This is a genomic window from Actinomadura darangshiensis, from assembly GCF_004349235.1.
Classification (GTDB): Bacteria; Actinomycetota; Actinomycetes; order Streptosporangiales; family Streptosporangiaceae; genus Spirillospora; species Spirillospora darangshiensis.
The window spans coordinates 18,670-33,607 of record NZ_SMKY01000078.1; the positions used below are offsets into that span (position 1 = coordinate 18,670).

The window sequence follows — 14,938 nt, forward strand, 5'->3', positions numbered from 1 at the left end:
GAGGGGTGAGACCTGGCTCACCCCGACCGATAGGGAAGACTGGCCGCCGTGAAGGAATCGCTGAAGGAACTGCTGGACCTCCTCGACCTGGAGCAGATCGAGAACGACATCTTCCGCGGCCGCAGCCCCGAGGAGCGGCGGCAGCGCGTCTTCGGGGGCCAGGTTGCCGGGCAGGCGCTCGTCGCGGCCGGGCGCACCGTCCCGGCGAACCGGCCCGTGCACTCCCTGCACGCCTACTTCATCCGGCCCGGCGACCCCCTCGTCCCGCTCGTCTACACCGTCGACCGCGTCCGGGACGGGCGGTCCTTCACCACCCGCCGCGTCACCGCCGTCCAGCACGGCAAGGCGATCTTCACACTGTCGGCGTCGTTCCAGGTCGCCGAGGACGGCCCGTTCCACCAGGCCCCGATGCCGGACGCGCCCGGCCCCGAGACGCTGCCGGACGGCCTGACCCGCCTCACCCCGCTGTTCGGCGAGGTCGGCGCCCGCGAGTTCGTCACCCGCCGCCCGTTCGACATCCGGCACGCGACGCCGCTGACGTGGGAGGCCGCCAAGGACCCGGGCCTCGCCACCCCCGAGTCGAAGGTGTGGCTGAAAGTGGACGGCGACCTGCCCGCCGACCCGCTGCTGCACGTGTGCCTGATGACCTACGCCTCGGACATGACGCTGCTCGACACCGTCCTGCTCAACCACGGCCTGGCCTGGGGCGACAAGCGGACGATGGGCGCCAGCCTCGACCACGCGATGTGGTTCCACCGGCCGTTCCGCGCCGACGACTGGCTGCTGTACTACCAGGACACCCCGTTCGCCGGCGGCGCCCGCGGCCTCGCCCGCGGCCAGGTGTTCACCCGCTCCGGGGAACTGGTCGTCTCCGTCATGCAGGAGGGCCTGATCCGGGTCTCCGACCCCGAACGAGGGCGCTGACCCGCGCACCTGTGGGAAGATCGTTTCTATACGGGACTCCCGGGAGTCTTCGACGCTCGCCAGGCGTGCGGGGTTCTCCGGGACGAGGGTGAACTCGCCCACAAAACCGCAGGTCAAAAATATCTTGCTTGATTCGGCGGAATCCCCGTACGCTCGTCGCGAGCAATCAACCGGCCGACCGGTGTGGATCATGAATCCGCCGGGTCCGGCCCGAGGAGCCAGGAAGGTGGTGTGCAGTCCGGTGAGCAACACGTTGATCAAATCCGCGTCGTCCTGGACAGACGCATGCCGCGGCTCCGCGATCTCTCGCGCCCCGATGACCCGCGTCTCGAAGCCCGGCGAGTCCGTCGCCTATCTCGAGGCGTCCGGCATGCGACTGCGCGGCCTGCGTAGCACGAATCCGTGCGATCAGCGCTTCGCGCAGCGAATCCAGGACCAGCAGGGGTGGAGTGTCTTCGAACACCTTCTCGAAGGCATGAGCGTCCCGGCTCCGGCCACGGCCCACGTGGGCGTCACCTTCGACGGTGGCGGTTCGGGTCCGTATCCCTGGAGGCGACGACCGGTTTAGCACCACAACCGGCAAGCCCCCAGGCCGCGGATCCAGACACCGGATCCGCGGCCTTCTTCTTTGCCCGGACAACCCCAACCGACACGACCGTTGAGATCCAACGAGAGGAACAAGGGTGACTGTGATGCAGGGGGCTCTCGCAGTAAGCGAGGAGGACCTCACGCTTCCGTGCCGGACCGACCCGGAGCTGTTCTTCGCCGAGGCTCCCGCCGACGTCGAGCTCGCCAAGGCGCTCTGCCTGGAGTGCCCGCTCCGCAAGGAGTGCCTCGCCGGAGCGCTTGAGCGCAACGAGCCCTGGGGTGTCTGGGGCGGCGAACTGTTCGTCCGCGGCGTGATCGTCGCGCGCAAGCGGCCGCGTGGCCGCCCGCGCAAGCACCCGCGGCCGGACGAGGCGACCGTCTGATGCGGGCACACGGCCGAATCGACCCCGGAGGCGCGGCCTCCACGCGGGGACCGCGCCTCCGGGCCGCCGGGGAGAACGAGATGACATTGCTCAGCCAAGACCTGTCCCGAGAACGAATACCGGCGACGGTGCCCGACGAGCTGGTCGCCCGGGTGCGCGCGCTGCGGCGTGCACGCCGCGAGGCCCAGACGAGGGCATCGCGGGTGCGCCGCGTCCTGCTCGCGCCGACGGCGGGCGAGACGTACGCGCACGTGCCGGAACGGCGCCAGCACGCTTAGGCCCGCCGGTCGCAGGCCGCCGTCCGTCCTTTCTTGGATGGTTTGGCGGACGGCACGCCTCCCGGCGGGCGCATGGAGCGTGTCCGGTGGCCCACTTCACCGGGCACGCGAAAATCGGGGCCCCGCGCACCACATCAGTGCGCGGGGCCCCGCTGAGCTTTCAGGGTTCAGCCGGAGATGAGTTCTCCGTCTTCGTCGTCGGCGAAGCCCGGGACCCACTTCAGCGACTCGGCGCGGGCCGGGATCTCGCAGTCCAGCTGGCACAGCACGCCGGTGCCCGCCGACAGCACGCGGTGGATGATCACGTACTCGGGCGGCAGGTTCAGCTGCCGGACCACGTTGGACGGGCGCAGGTCGGTGACCTTCGCGGCCATGTCCCGCAGCCACTCCCGGTTGAACTTGAACGTCTCGGTGACGAACGGCTCGGTGATCGGGGCGAGGAACGCCTGCAGCGACTCGGCGTCGACCTCCACGCCCTCCCGGATGAAGTCCTCCCGGCGCAGCGCGTCCTCGACCTCGTCGATGTCGGCCATCGTGCCGATGCGCAGCAGCAGCCCGAGCCGCTTCTGGAACCCGCCGGGGATGCGGTCGACGGCGCCGAAGTCGAGGACGCCGAGCCGGCCGTCGTCCAGCAGCCGGAAGTTGCCCGGGTGCGGGTCGCCGTGCAGCATCCCGGACCGCTTCGGCCCGGACAGCAGGAACCGGCAGTACAGCAGCGCCGCGTGGTCGCGGGTCTCCTGGTCGCCCTCACTGATGATCTTCGAGAGCGCGGTGCCGTCCATCCACTCGCTGATCAGGATGTCGCCGGACTGCGCGATGACCTCGGGGACGTAGAAGTCGGGGTCGTCCAGGTAGGCGTTCCGGAAGAGCGTCTGCGACTCGGCCTCGATCGTGTAGTCGAGCTCCTCGGCCACCCGCTCCTTCAGCTCGGCGAGCATGGACTTCACGTCCAGGCCCGGCATCAGCACGCCGAACAGCCGGCCGAGCCGGGCGAGCTGGTTGAAGTCGCTGATCAGCGCCTTGCCGGCGCCCGGGTACTGCACCTTCACCGCGACCGCCCGGCCGTCGTGCCAGACGGCGCGGTGCACCTGGCCGATGGACGCGGCGGCGGCCGGCTCGTCGTCGAACGACTCGAAGTAGTCGCGCCAGTCCGCGCCGAGGAACTCCTCCAGCACCCGGTGGACGGTCGACGCCGGCAGCGGGGGAGCGGCCTCCTGCAGCTTGGTGAGCGTGGCGCGGTACGGCCCGGCGATCTCCGGCGGCAGCGCCGCCTCGAAGATCGACAGCATCTGGCCGAGCTTCATCGCCCCGCCCTTGAGCTCGCCCAGCACCTTGAACAGCTGCTCGGCGGTGCGGGTCTGGATCTCCATCGCGACGGCCTCCGCCGGCCGGCCGAAGGTCCGCTTCCCCATGCCGAGCGCGGTGCGTCCCGCGAAGCCGATGGGGAGGGACGCCAGCTTTGCTGACCGCGTCACCGCGCGGCGGGGAAGATCGCTCACGCCGACCATTGTCGGTGATCGGCTGTCGTTCACGCCACAACGATCCGCAACTATCGCCATAGCCGAAACCGGTCCGACTTCGTGACCTGCGAGAACGTGGTAAGTGTGCGCTTTCTCACGCGCGCGCGAGGGGGCGGCGGGCGGTGCCCCGGACACGATACGGTGCTGATCATGCCCGAGGAGCCTGCCGATGTGCTGCTGGTCGAACGCCGTCCCGACGGGGTCGCCGTCCTCACGCTGAACGATCCCGGCCGCCGCAACGCGATGTCGGACGAGCTGACCGCCGCATGGAAGCCGGCCATCGAGGACCTGCGCCGGGACGCGGGCCTGCGCTGCGTCGTGGTGACCGGCGCGGGCAGCGCCTTCAGCTCGGGCGGCAACCTGTCCTGGCTCGCCGGCACCGGATCGGTCGCCGTCCCGCCGCTGCGCGACCGGATGCTGGAGTTCTACCGGACGTGGCTCGCGATCCGCGCTCTCGAGGTGCCGACGATCGCCGCCGTCAACGGGCACGCCGTCGGCGCCGGGCTCTGCCTCGCGCTGGCCTGCGACCTGCGGTACGCGGCCGACGACGCCAAGCTCCTCGCCCCGTTCACCGCGCTCGGCCTGCACCCCGGCATGGCCGCGACCTGGCTGTTCCCGGAGGTGGCCGGGCTGCCGCTGGCCCGCGAGATGCTGCTCGCCGGACGCGTCCTCACCGGCGCCGAAGCCGCCGCGCACGGGCTGGTCAACCAGGCCTTCCCGCGCGCCGACCTCCCGGCGGAGGCCCTCGCCGTCGCGGCGAAGATCGCCGCACAGGCGCCGATCGCCACTCGCCTCACCAAGGTCGCCCTGTCGGGCGGCGGCCACCCCGACATGGAGTCGGCACTGCGCTGGGAGTCGCTCGCTCAGCCGGTCACGATGTCGTCGAAGGACATGCGCGAAGGGCTCGCCGCGCAGCGCGAAAAGCGCAGCCCGAGATTCACCGGCGAGTAAACGCCGGGCGCGCCGCGCCGGAGCCTTCCGGGGTTTGTGGAAACCCTTGAAGAACTGTTTAAAACATAGGGGCTGACCTGCGGTAACGTCAAACACCCCCTGTGGAGGAAGCAAAATTTCGAGTACGGTTCTGGCGTGCCCCCTAACGTTGAGGTCCGCCGCAGCGCCAGGCGCCGGCGAACCGTGTCCGCCTACCGCGATGGCGACAAGGTGGTGGTGATGGTTCCGTCCAGGCTGAGCAAGGCCGAAGAGGAACAATGGATCGCGACCATCCTGGAGCGCCTCGCGGAGCGGGAACGCCGCAGGCGCCCCACCGACGCCGACCTCCAGTCGCGCGCCCGCGACCTGTCCCGCCGCTACCTGCACGGCCGCGCCGACCCGGTCAGCGTCCGGTGGGTCGCCAACCAGCGCGCCCGATGGGGATCGTGCACGCCCGACGACGGCACCATCCGGCTGTCCACCCGGCTGCGCGGCATGCCCGGCTGGGTGGTCGACTACGTCCTCGTGCACGAGCTGGCGCACCTGCTCATCCCCGGGCACGGCGCCGACTTCTGGGAACTGGTGGGCAACTACCCGAAGGCCGACCGCGCCCGCGGCTACCTTGAGGGCGTCGCCGCCGCCGCGCACCTGCCGCTCGAAGCCGACGCCCCCGACGACGACGTCACGAGCATCCACCACGGCGACGGCCTGCACCCCGGCGGCGAGTTCCCGCACGAGGCCGCCGGGTGACCGACGCGCCCGGACCCTCCGCGCGCTTCGCCGCCGTGCTGGCCTGGCCTGGCCGTTCCCTCGACGTCCCGCCCGGAATCGACCCCGGCGAGTACCGCCTCGCCCTGCTCGAGGACACCTACGAGGTCGTCGCCGGGCTCGAACTGGTGACGCCCGCGCTCGTCCTGGACCCGCCGGACCAGCCCGACGCGGAGGCCGTCACCTGGCCCGGCACGCCGATCGTCCGGGAGCCGTCCCTCACCGGCGCGTTCGCCGCGCTGCACGCGCTCGGCGCCGAGTCCGCCGCGCTGATCGCCCCGGACGCGCCCGACCTGCCGCCGCTGCTGATCGGCAAGCTGTTCCGCGCCCTCGGCAGCGCCCCCGCCGCCGCCTGCCGGGCCGAAGGCGGCGCGCTCGTCGCGCTCGCCGCCCGGCTGCCGCTGCCCGCGTGGCTCGCCGCCGCCCTGCGCGACCCCGCCCTGCGCGACACCGGCCTCGACACCCCGGACGCGCTGGACCGGCTCCGCGCCGCCGCGCCGCGTCCCGGGCTGGTGCCGCAGGCGCCCGGCTGGCACCGCCTCCGCACCCTTGACGACCTGCGATTTCTCGACCCGGGCCTGGAAGGCTGGGAGAACACCCGCGCGCTGCTGGAAGGCCACCCGCTCGGCCGCTGACGGCGGCAGCGTCAGTCGCTCTCGGCCAGCGCCCGCGCCACCAGCCGGCGCAGGGCGTCGTCGGCGGACTCGGGAAGATCGTCGACCGGGAACCAGCGGAGATCGTCCGACTCGTCCGACACCGTGTGCACGGCGCCTTCCGGGGCGACCGCGACGTACTGGACGTCCAGGTGCCAGGTGCCCTGCGGATGGCAGCGGACCGCGTGCCGGTCGAGCTGGACGGGCTCCGGCATCAGCCGCAGCGCCGGGATGCCCGACTCCTCCAGCGCCTCCCGCAGCGCCGCGCCCGCCACCGTCAGGTCGCCGGGCTCGCAGTGCCCGCCCAGCTGCAGCCACGCCTTGAACTTCGCGTGCAGGGTCAGCAGGACCCGGGTGCGGGACGCGTCGAGCACGGCGGTGCTGGCGGTGATGTGCCCGTCGGTGCACTCCCGCCACATCCCGTCGGCCGGATGCTCCTCCAGATGCCGCAGGAACTCGCGGCGCAGCTCGTCCTGCGCGGCATCGGGGGCCCGCCAGGACGACAGGATGCGCACGGCGTCGCCGTACAGGAACCCCGGGGTGAGTGAGCGGGCGCTCAGAGGCGGCGTGTCGGGCGCGCCGCGGGTCGCGGCCGCGTCCGGGCCGGAGGCGGCGTCCTCGTCCGGCGCCCGGCGGAGGGCGCTCACGTTCGAGGGGCCGGACGGCCCGCCGGAGGCCGCCGGCCCGGCCTCGGGCGACCGCGCGTCCGGCCGTTTGCGCCCCTTGCGCGACGACCGCCTCATATGCGGCCGACGCGCGGGTAGCGGGAGTTGTCGGGACGGCGGCGCCGGCGCTCCTGGTCGATCGGACGCTGCCAGCACAGGCCCGCCCGGGCGATGCGCCGCCCGACCGCGTTCGTGGACGAGCCCGGCTCGTACCGGCACCCGCTGACGCGCGACCTGCGCGACGGGCTCATGCGCGCGGCCCGTCCTCGTCCGGCCCGTCCTCGTCCGGCCCGTCCTCGTCCGGCCCGGCGCCCTCGTCCGGCTTGCCGCCGCCTGGCTCGCCGTCGCCGGGCTTCTCGTCCGAGCCGGGCTTCTCGTCGACGTCGGACTTCCCGTCCAGGTCGGGCTTCTCGTCCGCGCCGTGGTCCTTGGTCAGCTTGGACAGGTCCAGATCGGACAGGCCCTCGATCTCGTCGCGGCCGTGGACGAAGCCCTCCGGGTCGTCGAGGTCGTCGGACGTCGGCAGCAGGTCGGGGTGGTCCCACACCGCGTCCCGGCCCTGCGCGCCGCGCGCCTGCGTCAGCGACCGCCACAGCGCCGCGGCCTCCCGCAGCCGGCGCGGCCGCAGCTCCAGGCCGACGAGCGTCGCGAACGTCCGCTCCGCCGGGCCGCCGGTCGCGCGGCGCCGCCGCACCGCCTCGGCCAGCTTCACCGAGCCGGGCAGCCGCCCCTCCGCGGCCTCGTTCACCACCGTGTCGACCCAGCCCTCGACCAGCGCGAGCGCCGTCTCCAGCCGGGCCAGCGCCGCCTTCTGCCGCGGCGTCTCCTCCGGCTGCAGCTGGAGCTCGCCGCCCAGCGCCTCCTGGATCGCCTCCGGGTTGCTGAGGTCGAGCCCCTGCACGGCCTGCTCGATGCCCGACAGGTCGACGGTGATACCGCGCGCGTACTCCTCGACCGCGCCCAGCAGGTGCGAGCGCAGCCACGGGACGTGCGTGAACAGCCGCTGGTGCGCCGCCTCGCGCAGCGCCAGGTAGAGCCGCACCTCGTCGGGGGAGACCTCCAGCCCCGACCCGAACGCCTCGACGCCGGCGGGCAGCAGCGCGCCGACACCGTCCGGCGCCAGCGGCAGCCCCACGTCGGCGGAGCCGGTCACCTCCTGGGCCAGCCCGCCGAGCGCCTGCCCGGCCTGGCCGCCGACCATCGCGCCGGCCATCTGCTTGACCATCCCGATCAGCGGGCCCGCCATCGCCTGCATCTCGGCGGGGATCTCGCCGCCGCCGAGCGCGCCGCCCATCGACTCGACCATGCGGGACGCGATCGGGTCGCACACCTTCGCCCACACCGGCAGCGTCTGCTCGATCCACTCCGACCGGCTCCACGCCTGCGGCGTCCGGATCCCGGCGGGCAGCGTCGTCCGCTCGTCCAGCCACAGCTCGGCCAGGCGGAGGGCCTCCTCGACCTGCCGCCGCTCGGAGTCGACGACCGACGGGTCGCCCTGCTCCACCACGGTGTGCCGCGCGATGTTCTTGGCCAGATCCCAGTTCAGGGGGCCGCCGCCCTCACCGCCCACGCCCTGCGAACCGATCATGTCGGCAAAGCGGTGCAGCATGTCGGCGAACTGCGCCATGTCGCCGCCCATGCCCTTGAATGGATCCTGGGGCCGGTCGTCGTCGCCGTCGCCGGGACGGTTGAAGCCGAAGGGAGTGTCACTCATCGGTTTGCCCCTGGGATGCATGATGGGCTCATATCCGCAACGTTAGCCGGTCCCGGCGAGGTCGCGTACACAAGGAAGGGGGCACCCCCGTGGCAACGGGCAAGGTTCGCCCTCGGCGTAGCAAGGGCCCGGTCGTCGCCGTAACAGGCGCGGCCACCGGGGCGGGGCGGCTGCTGGCCGCCAGGCTCGCCGAACGGGAAGAGATCCGCAAGGTCGTCGCCATCGACGGGCACCGCGGCGACGTGCCCGGAGTCACCTGGCGTGTCGTCGACATCCGGGACCCGCTGCTGTCGGGCCGCCTCTCCGACGTCGACGTGATCGTCCACCTGGACATCGAGCGGTCCCCGGACGCCGACCCCCGCGAGCGCCGCACCCACAACGTCCGCGGCGCCCAGACGGTCGTCACCGCGGCCGCCGCGGCCCGCGTCCGCCGGGTGGTCCTCGTCACGTCCGCGATGGTCTACGGGGCCGGGCCGGGCAACGAGGTGCCGCTCGCCGAGGACGCGCCGCTGCTCGCCGAGGCCAGCACGTCCATCGCCGGCGACCACCTGGAGATCGAGGAGCTGGCCGCCACCGCGCACCTCACCCACCCCGGGCTGGACGTCACCGTCGTCCGCCCCGCCGCGCTCGCCGGGCCCGGCGTCGACACCGTCGTCACCCGGCACTTCGAGGCGCCCCGGCTGCTGACGGTCAAGGGCAGCACGCCCGGCTGGCAGTTCTGCCACATCGAGGACCTCGCGTCCGCCCTGGACGTCGTCGTCGCCCAGGACGTGACCGGGCCCGTCGCCGTCGGCTGCGAGGGCTGGCTCGGCCCCGAGGAGGTCACCGAGATCACCGGCAAGCGCACCTTCGAGCTGCCCGCCGCCCTCACCTTCGGGATGGCGCAGCGGCTGCACCGGCTCGGCATGACCCCGGCGCCCGCCACCGACCTGCACTACGTCGCCTACCCGTGGGTCGTCGACTGCGCGCGGCTGCGCGCCGCCGGCTGGAAGCCGCTGCACGACAACGCCGCCGCGCTCCGCGCCGTCATGGACGAGACCACCGGGCGGCACGCCGTCGTCGGCCGCCGCGTCGGCGGCAAGGAGGCCACCATGGCGACCGCCGCCGGCGCCACGGTCGCCGCGATCGGCGCCGCCGCCGCCATCCGCCGCGCCCGCAAGCGCCGCCGCTGACCCGTCAGCTCGACGGCGGCGTCGCACTCGGGGACGGGGACGGCGACCCGGACGGGGACGGCGACCCCGTCGGGCTCGGCGCCGGGCTGGGCGACGCCGTCGGTGCCGCCTGGCCCGCCGCCTTCAGCGCCGCCTGCGCGTCCTTGATCTCCTTCCACGCCTTGCCCATGCCCGGGTAGTCGCCCTTCTTCTGGGCGTTCTCGTAGTCGGTCACGGCCTTGTTCAGGTCGTCGATCGCCTTCTGCGCCGCCGCGCTGAGCTGCGCCCCCGGCGTCGCGGGCGGCGCGGCGGCCCCGCTCGTCCCGCCGATGACCTGGTCGAGCGCGTCGTTGAAGGTGTCCGCCGCGGCGATGCTCTTGCCGTACTGGACGAGGATCTTGCCGAGGATCGGATACGGCTGCTGCTCCTTGCCGCCCGCCGCCTTGGTGTACATCGGCTCCACGTACAGCAGGCTCCCGCCGAACGGGATCGTCAGCAGGTTGCCCGGGACGGTCTTCGTCCCGCCGAGCCGCAGGGCGTTGATGTCGTTCTTCACCTGCGAGTCGGTCTCGAACGAGTTCTGCACCTGCCCCGGGCCCGCCGGCTGCGCGTTCCGCGGCATCTGCAGGATCTCGATCTGCCCGTAGTCGCGCCCCGGCGTCGACCCGACCGCCATGAACGCCGCGAGCTGCGGGTTGTTGCGCGGGTTGAACACCGTCGTCAGCGAGAACGACTCGGTGTCCTGGCCCGGCATCCGGAGGCTCTGGTAGTACGGCGGCTGCCGCTTGCCCTTCACGGTCGGGTCCTGCGGCACCTCCCAGAAGCCCTCGCCGTTGTAGAACGCCGACGGGTCCGTCACGTGGTACTTCGTGAGGATCTTCCGCTGCACCTTGAACTGGTCCTGCGGGTAGCGGAAGTGCGACTCCAGCTCCGGCGGGATCGACGAGCGCGGCTGGACGGTGTCCTTGAACACCTTCATCCACGTCTTGGTGATCGGGTCGTTCTCGTCCCACTGGTACAGGTGGACGGTGCCGTCATAGGCGTCCACCGTCGCCTTCACCGAGTTCCGCAGGTAGTTGATGTGGTCGTTGGCCTGCCGCGCCACCGCCGACCGCGTGTCGGTGATCGTGTCGCGGGTCGCCTCCCCGAGGCTCGTCTCCTCCGAGTACGGGTAGTTGCCGGACGTCGTGTAGCCGTCCACGACCCACAGGATGCGGCCGTTCACCACCGCCGGGTACGGGTCGCCGTCCAGCGTCAGCCACGGCGCCGCCTTGTGCACCATCTCGCGCGGCGACCGGTCGTAGAGGATCTTGGCGTTCTTGTTGATCGCGCCGGACAGCAGCAGGTTCTTGTCCTGGAACTTCGCCGAGTACAGCAGCTTGTGCAGGAACGAGTCGACCGGGACGCCGCCCTGCCCCTCGTAGGTACTGCTCTGCTGCCCCGACGCGCTGTTGTCCGGATAGTCGAGCTCCTGCTGGCCGCGCCCGCCGACCACCGAGTAGCGCGGCGTCCGCTCCCCGAAGTAGATCTCCGGCTGCGCCACCTTGATCTGCTGGTCCGGGGACGCCGGCATGTCCCGGGTGATGAAGTCCGGCTCCCGGGCGTCGAACCGGTCGCCGTAGGCCGACACGAACCCGTAGCCGTGCGTGTAGACCATGTGGTCCTTCACCCAGCTGCGCTGCCCCGCCGGCGCCCCGGACAGCTCGCGGAGCGCCACCACCGTGTCGACGGGCTTGCCGCCCACCCGGTAGCGGTCCACGTCGAGGGTGTCGGGGAACCGGTAGAACGGCCTGATCCGCTGCAGCTGCTGGAACGTCTCGCCCACCACGTTCGGGTCGAGGACGCGGACCCCGCTCTGCTTCAGCCCGGCGGCCTCGTCCTCCAGCTTCTTCTTGTCGTTCACCGGCTGCGACCCGTACGGGACGACGCGCGCGCCGTCCACGCCGTACGCCTGCCGGGTGGAGGTGATGTTGCGCTGGATGAACTGGCGCTCCTTGGCCAGCTCGTCCGGCTTCACCTGGAACTGCTGGATCAGCAGCGGGTACACGCCGCCCAACAGGATCGCCGACAGCACCAGGAGCGTGAACCCGACACCCGGCAGCATCATGCCGCGCCGCAGCAGGTTGCTGAAGAACATCGCGGCGCACAGCAGCGCGATCACGGCCAGGATCGTCTTCGCCGGCAGCAGCGCGTTGACGTCCGCGTAGGACGCGCCCGTCGTCACGCCCCGTTCCGAATGCACCAGCCCGTACCGGTCGAACCAGTACGCGACCGCCTTCAGCAGGATGAACAACCCGAACAGCACCGACAGGTGCGCCCGCGCGGGCGGGCTCGCCTTGTCGCCCGGCCCCTGCAGCCGCAGCCCCCCGTACAGGTAGTGCACCATCACCGCGGCCAGGATCGACAGGATCACCGTCGCGAAGACCACGCCGATGACGAGGCGCAGGAACGGATATGTGAAGACGTAGAAGGACACGTCCTTGTGGAACTGCGGGTCCTCGACGCCGAACGGCGTCCGGTTGAGGAAGGCCAGCCACACCGGCCACTGGCCCGCCACCGACGAGCCCGTCAGCACCCCGAGCAGGCCGAGCAGCGCGCCCGCGATCAGCCGCCGGCGCGGATCGATCACCGCCCGGTACCGCTCCAGGCCCTGCTGCTCCACCGACAGCGGCCGGTACGCGGGGCGCAGCCGGTAGGCGACCATCACGTTCGCGCCCACCACCAGCGTCATCAGCAGCCCCGCCCCGAAGAACAGGATCAGCTTCGCCTTCAGCTGCGTCGTGTACACCGACGAGAAACCGATGGAGCGATACCACAGCAGATCCGTGTACATGGCCGTGAAGACCATGAACGCGACGAGCAGCACCGCCAGCGCCACCAGAACGGGTAGCGCGGGACGGGTCCGTCCGGTGCCGAGCCGGCGCCCGAAACCGGGAGTCCGGAAGGTCAAGAGGCCCCTCCGATCGAGATCTCGCCCACCGGCCGCCCGCCGGTGCTGTAGGAGCAACTTACCGACTGGGGCACAGGTTCCCGCATTTCCCCGGCCTGAAAGGGGGGAAGATGGCCCCGTGAGTCTTCTCGAAGAAGTCGTGCTGGACCTCGAACGTCATTCGGCCCAGGAGGGGTGGGACGCCGCGCCCCGCCTCTACGCCCTCGTCCGCAGCACCGAGCTGCGCAGCGCCGAACCCGACCTCGCCGACCAGCTCGGCCTGCCCCCGGACGCCGACACCCTCGCCGCACTCGAACAGCCCGCGCTGCCCGAGCAGGGCGGCATCGAGGACGCCCTCGCCACCATCGCCTGGCCCGACGCCGTCGAAGGCTGCGCCCTCATCATGGAGCGGATCGTCCTCCCGCCGGGCGCCGAGGACGAGATCCCCGAAGACGAGGCGCGGGCCGCCGAGTTCGCCGCGTCCCACCCCGGGCGCGAGGACGTCCGCATGATCGTCGGCGTGCTGCGGGACGGCGCCCGGCACTCCGCCCTCCGGCTCCGCCGCCACGACACCGACGACGAGGTCCTCGCCGGGCCCGACCTCGTCCCCACCATCGCCGAAGCCCTCGCCGCCACCTTCGAACCCGACGAGCCCGGGGCGGGCGCCTAGCCGCGGCCGGCCCGGGAGGTAGCCTTCGGGGCGTGAGCCACAGCGTTGAGCGCAGCGACGTCATCAGGCTGATCGGCGTCCGGGACACGCCCCTGTCCATCGACGAGGTGTACGCCGCCGTCGGAGCCCCCGGCGCCGGCGGCACCGCCGTCTTCGCCGGCACCGTCCGCGACAACGACCACGCCCGCGCCGTCACCGCCCTCTCCTACAGCGCCCACCCCACCGTCGAGCACGAACTCCGCGCCGTCATGGAGAAGGTCGCCGCCGACTACCCCGTCCTCGGGCTCGCCGCACTGCACCGCGTCGGTGACCTGCGGATCGGCGACATCGCCGTCGTCGTCGCCGCGTCCTGCCCCCACCGGGGCGAAGCGTTCGACGCCTGCCGGCGGCTCATCGACGACCTCAAGGCCCGCGTCCCCATCTGGAAGCACCAGACCTTCACCGACGGCGGCGACGAGTGGGTCGGCGCCTGCTGAACGCCCGGACGGCATAGAGTTTCCGGCATGTCTCGTCGTGCCACCACGCTCACCGTCGCGAGCGTGCTCGTCCTTCTGCTCGCCATCGTCGGCTCCGCCATGCAAGTCCCCTACGTGGCGCTGATGCCCGGACCCACGAGCAACACCCTCGGCACGAACGACAAAGGCCAGCCCCTCATCAGGATCGACGGCCGCCAGACCTACCCCGACGAAGGCCACCTCAACTTCACCACCGTCACCTACCGCGGCGGACCCGGCGGGCGCATCGACCTGTTCACCGCCCTGCGCGGCTGGCTCGCCGGCGACACCGCCATCGTGCCCGAAGAGACGATCTTCCCCAAGGACGAGTCGCCCAAAGAGGTCGACCAGCAGAACACCCGCGCGATGCAGGACTCCCAGCAGAACGCCGAAGCCGCCGCCCTCCACGAACTCAAGATCCCGGTGACCACCCGCGTCGTCATCGACGGCATCCAGAAGGGCCGCCCCGCCGACGGCGTCCTCAAGACCGGCGACGAGATCACCGCCCTCGACGGGCAGAAGGTCACCAGCGTCTCCCAGGTCGTCGGCGCCACCGCCAAGCACAAGATCGGCGACAGCCTCACCCTCACCTACACGCGCGGCGGCAAGGAGCAGAAGGCCGACCTCAAGACCGTCGCCGACCCCAGCGGCAAGCGCGCCGTCGTCGGCATCGTCCTCTCCGACCAGTACAAGTTCCCCTTCAAGATCGACATCAGCATCGGCGACATCGGCGGCCCCTCCGCCGGCCTCATGTTCTCCCTCGCCATCCTCGACAAACTCACCCCCGGCCCCCTCACCAAGGGCAAGTTCATCGCCGGCACCGGAACCATCACCCCCGAAGGCGAAGTCGGCCCCATCGGCGGCATCCAGCAGAAGATGATCGCCGCCCGCAAGGCCGGCGCCACCGCCTTCCTCACCCCCGCCGACAACTGCGCCGACGCCGCCAAAGCCCGCCCCGACGGCCTCCGCCTCATCCGCGCCGACACCCTCCACGGCGCCGTCCAGGCCATCAACGCCCTCACCGCCGGCAAAGGCGACATCCCCGCCTGCAAATAGCGCCACCGTCCCGACCACCCCGCCCCATGCCCTAGACTTAAGACATCACCGCGGGGTGGAGCAGTTCGGTAGCTCGCTGGGCTCATAACCCAGAGGTCGCAGGTTCAAATCCTGCCCCCGCTACGGGTCCTTGGGTCCCCTTGGTCGCCGCTTTGCGGCTTTCCTCGGGGGCTCTTCGCCATTCCCGGGGGGCGACCCCCCGGAGCCCCCCGTTC

The 14,938-nt window shown here is 71.9% G+C and carries 15 protein-coding genes and 1 tRNA gene; 11 read left to right on the plus strand and 5 right to left on the minus strand.

Translation table 11 applies throughout. From position 1 onward, the window contains the following. Positions 1 to 48 precede the first annotated feature (48 nt). From tesB to E1293_RS18725, 3 genes are all read left to right on the plus strand, one after another. Positions 49 to 924 (plus strand): acyl-CoA thioesterase II, encoded by an 876-nt coding sequence (gene tesB / locus E1293_RS18715; protein ID WP_132198711.1) that lies wholly within the window; start codon positions 49 to 51, stop codon positions 922 to 924. Positions 925 to 1,616: 692 nt separating this feature from the next. Further along, the gene (locus E1293_RS18720) at positions 1,617 to 1,895 is read left to right on the plus strand and encodes a WhiB family transcriptional regulator (RefSeq protein WP_132198712.1); all 279 of its coding nucleotides are present in this window, start codon (positions 1,617 to 1,619) and stop codon (positions 1,893 to 1,895) included. Positions 1,896 to 1,975: 80 nt separating this feature from the next. Beyond that, on the plus strand, positions 1,976 to 2,173 hold the full coding sequence (locus E1293_RS18725) for a hypothetical protein (RefSeq protein WP_132198713.1): 198 nt from the start codon (positions 1,976 to 1,978) through the stop codon (positions 2,171 to 2,173). Between the two features lie 167 nt (positions 2,174 to 2,340). Here E1293_RS18725 and E1293_RS18730 read toward each other — a convergent pair whose 3' ends face one another. Next, entirely contained in the window at positions 2,341 to 3,672 is a 1,332-nt protein-coding gene (locus tag E1293_RS18730; protein WP_243716321.1) for an ABC1 kinase family protein, read from the minus strand. 171 nt (positions 3,673 to 3,843) lie between these two features. Between E1293_RS18730 and E1293_RS18735 the strand changes: the two genes are divergently transcribed. The 3 genes from E1293_RS18735 (at position 3,844) to E1293_RS18745 (ending at position 6,026) form a co-directional block, all read left to right on the plus strand. Continuing rightward, complete coding sequence (locus tag E1293_RS18735) at positions 3,844 to 4,644, plus strand: enoyl-CoA hydratase/isomerase family protein (protein WP_132198714.1); 801 nt, start codon at positions 3,844 to 3,846, stop codon at positions 4,642 to 4,644. Between the two features lie 183 nt (positions 4,645 to 4,827). Continuing rightward, positions 4,828 to 5,373, plus strand: a complete 546-nt coding sequence (locus E1293_RS18740) for a M48 metallopeptidase family protein (RefSeq protein ID WP_132198724.1) — start codon at positions 4,828 to 4,830, stop codon at positions 5,371 to 5,373. Continuing rightward, the gene (locus E1293_RS18745; protein WP_243716322.1) at positions 5,370 to 6,026 is read left to right on the plus strand and encodes a hypothetical protein; all 657 of its coding nucleotides are present in this window, start codon (positions 5,370 to 5,372) and stop codon (positions 6,024 to 6,026) included. The genes E1293_RS18740 and E1293_RS18745 overlap by 4 nt, the downstream gene beginning before the upstream one ends. An 11-nt stretch (positions 6,027 to 6,037) precedes the next feature. On the opposite strand, the gene E1293_RS18750 is transcribed toward E1293_RS18745, so the two are convergent. The 3 genes from E1293_RS18750 to E1293_RS18755 form a co-directional block, all read right to left on the minus strand. After that, a complete protein-coding gene (locus tag E1293_RS18750; RefSeq protein WP_243716323.1) occupies positions 6,038 to 6,559 on the minus strand; it encodes an NUDIX hydrolase in 522 nt (173 codons plus the stop codon). Positions 6,560 to 6,783: 224 nt separating this feature from the next. Next, on the minus strand, positions 6,784 to 6,960 hold the full coding sequence (locus tag E1293_RS47515) for a hypothetical protein (RefSeq protein WP_165978279.1): 177 nt from the start codon (positions 6,958 to 6,960) through the stop codon (positions 6,784 to 6,786). Next, complete coding sequence (locus E1293_RS18755; protein WP_132198716.1) at positions 6,957 to 8,423, minus strand: zinc-dependent metalloprotease; 1,467 nt, start codon at positions 8,421 to 8,423, stop codon at positions 6,957 to 6,959. The genes E1293_RS47515 and E1293_RS18755 overlap by 4 nt, the downstream gene beginning before the upstream one ends. An 89-nt stretch (positions 8,424 to 8,512) precedes the next feature. On the opposite strand from E1293_RS18755, the gene E1293_RS18760 reads away from it, so the two are divergent. Then, positions 8,513 to 9,595 carry an NAD-dependent epimerase/dehydratase family protein gene (locus E1293_RS18760; protein ID WP_132198717.1) on the plus strand — a complete coding sequence of 361 codons (1,083 nt, stop codon included), beginning with the start codon at positions 8,513 to 8,515 and terminating at the stop codon, positions 9,593 to 9,595. Positions 9,596 to 9,599: 4 nt separating this feature from the next. Here E1293_RS18760 and E1293_RS18765 read toward each other — a convergent pair whose 3' ends face one another. Beyond that, positions 9,600 to 12,524 carry a UPF0182 family membrane protein gene (locus tag E1293_RS18765; RefSeq protein ID WP_132198718.1) on the minus strand — a complete coding sequence of 975 codons (2,925 nt, stop codon included), beginning with the start codon at positions 12,522 to 12,524 and terminating at the stop codon, positions 9,600 to 9,602. A gap of 118 nt (positions 12,525 to 12,642) precedes the next feature. On the opposite strand from E1293_RS18765, the gene E1293_RS18770 reads away from it, so the two are divergent. The 4 genes from E1293_RS18770 (at position 12,643) to E1293_RS18785 (ending at position 14,846) form a co-directional block, all read left to right on the plus strand. Continuing rightward, the gene (locus E1293_RS18770) at positions 12,643 to 13,173 is read left to right on the plus strand and encodes a PPA1309 family protein (RefSeq protein WP_132198719.1); all 531 of its coding nucleotides are present in this window, start codon (positions 12,643 to 12,645) and stop codon (positions 13,171 to 13,173) included. A 32-nt stretch (positions 13,174 to 13,205) separates the two neighbouring features. Continuing rightward, complete coding sequence (locus E1293_RS18775) at positions 13,206 to 13,649, plus strand: molybdenum cofactor biosynthesis protein MoaE (protein ID WP_132198720.1); 444 nt, start codon at positions 13,206 to 13,208, stop codon at positions 13,647 to 13,649. Positions 13,650 to 13,676: 27 nt separating this feature from the next. Then, the gene (locus E1293_RS18780) at positions 13,677 to 14,723 is read left to right on the plus strand and encodes a YlbL family protein (protein ID WP_132198721.1); all 1,047 of its coding nucleotides are present in this window, start codon (positions 13,677 to 13,679) and stop codon (positions 14,721 to 14,723) included. A 49-nt stretch (positions 14,724 to 14,772) separates the two neighbouring features. Further along, positions 14,773 to 14,846 (plus strand) — tRNA-Met (locus E1293_RS18785). Positions 14,847 to 14,938 lie beyond the last annotated feature (92 nt).

Bases quoted from the DNA above. Each gene is read 5' to 3' on its own strand.
- E1293_RS18725 (WP_132198713.1), top strand. From the start codon at position 1,976: ATGACATTGCTCAGCCAAGACCTGTCCCGAGAACGAATACCGGCGACG.
- E1293_RS18755 (WP_132198716.1), bottom strand. From the start codon at position 8,423: ATGAGTGACACTCCCTTCGGCTTCAACCGTCCCGGCGACGGCGACGAC.
- E1293_RS18735 (WP_132198714.1), top strand. From the start codon at position 3,844: ATGCCCGAGGAGCCTGCCGATGTGCTGCTGGTCGAACGCCGTCCCGAC.
- E1293_RS47515 (WP_165978279.1), bottom strand. From the start codon at position 6,960: ATGAGCCCGTCGCGCAGGTCGCGCGTCAGCGGGTGCCGGTACGAGCCG.
- E1293_RS18720 (WP_132198712.1), top strand. From the start codon at position 1,617: ATGCAGGGGGCTCTCGCAGTAAGCGAGGAGGACCTCACGCTTCCGTGC.
- E1293_RS18780 (WP_132198721.1), top strand. From the start codon at position 13,677: ATGTCTCGTCGTGCCACCACGCTCACCGTCGCGAGCGTGCTCGTCCTT.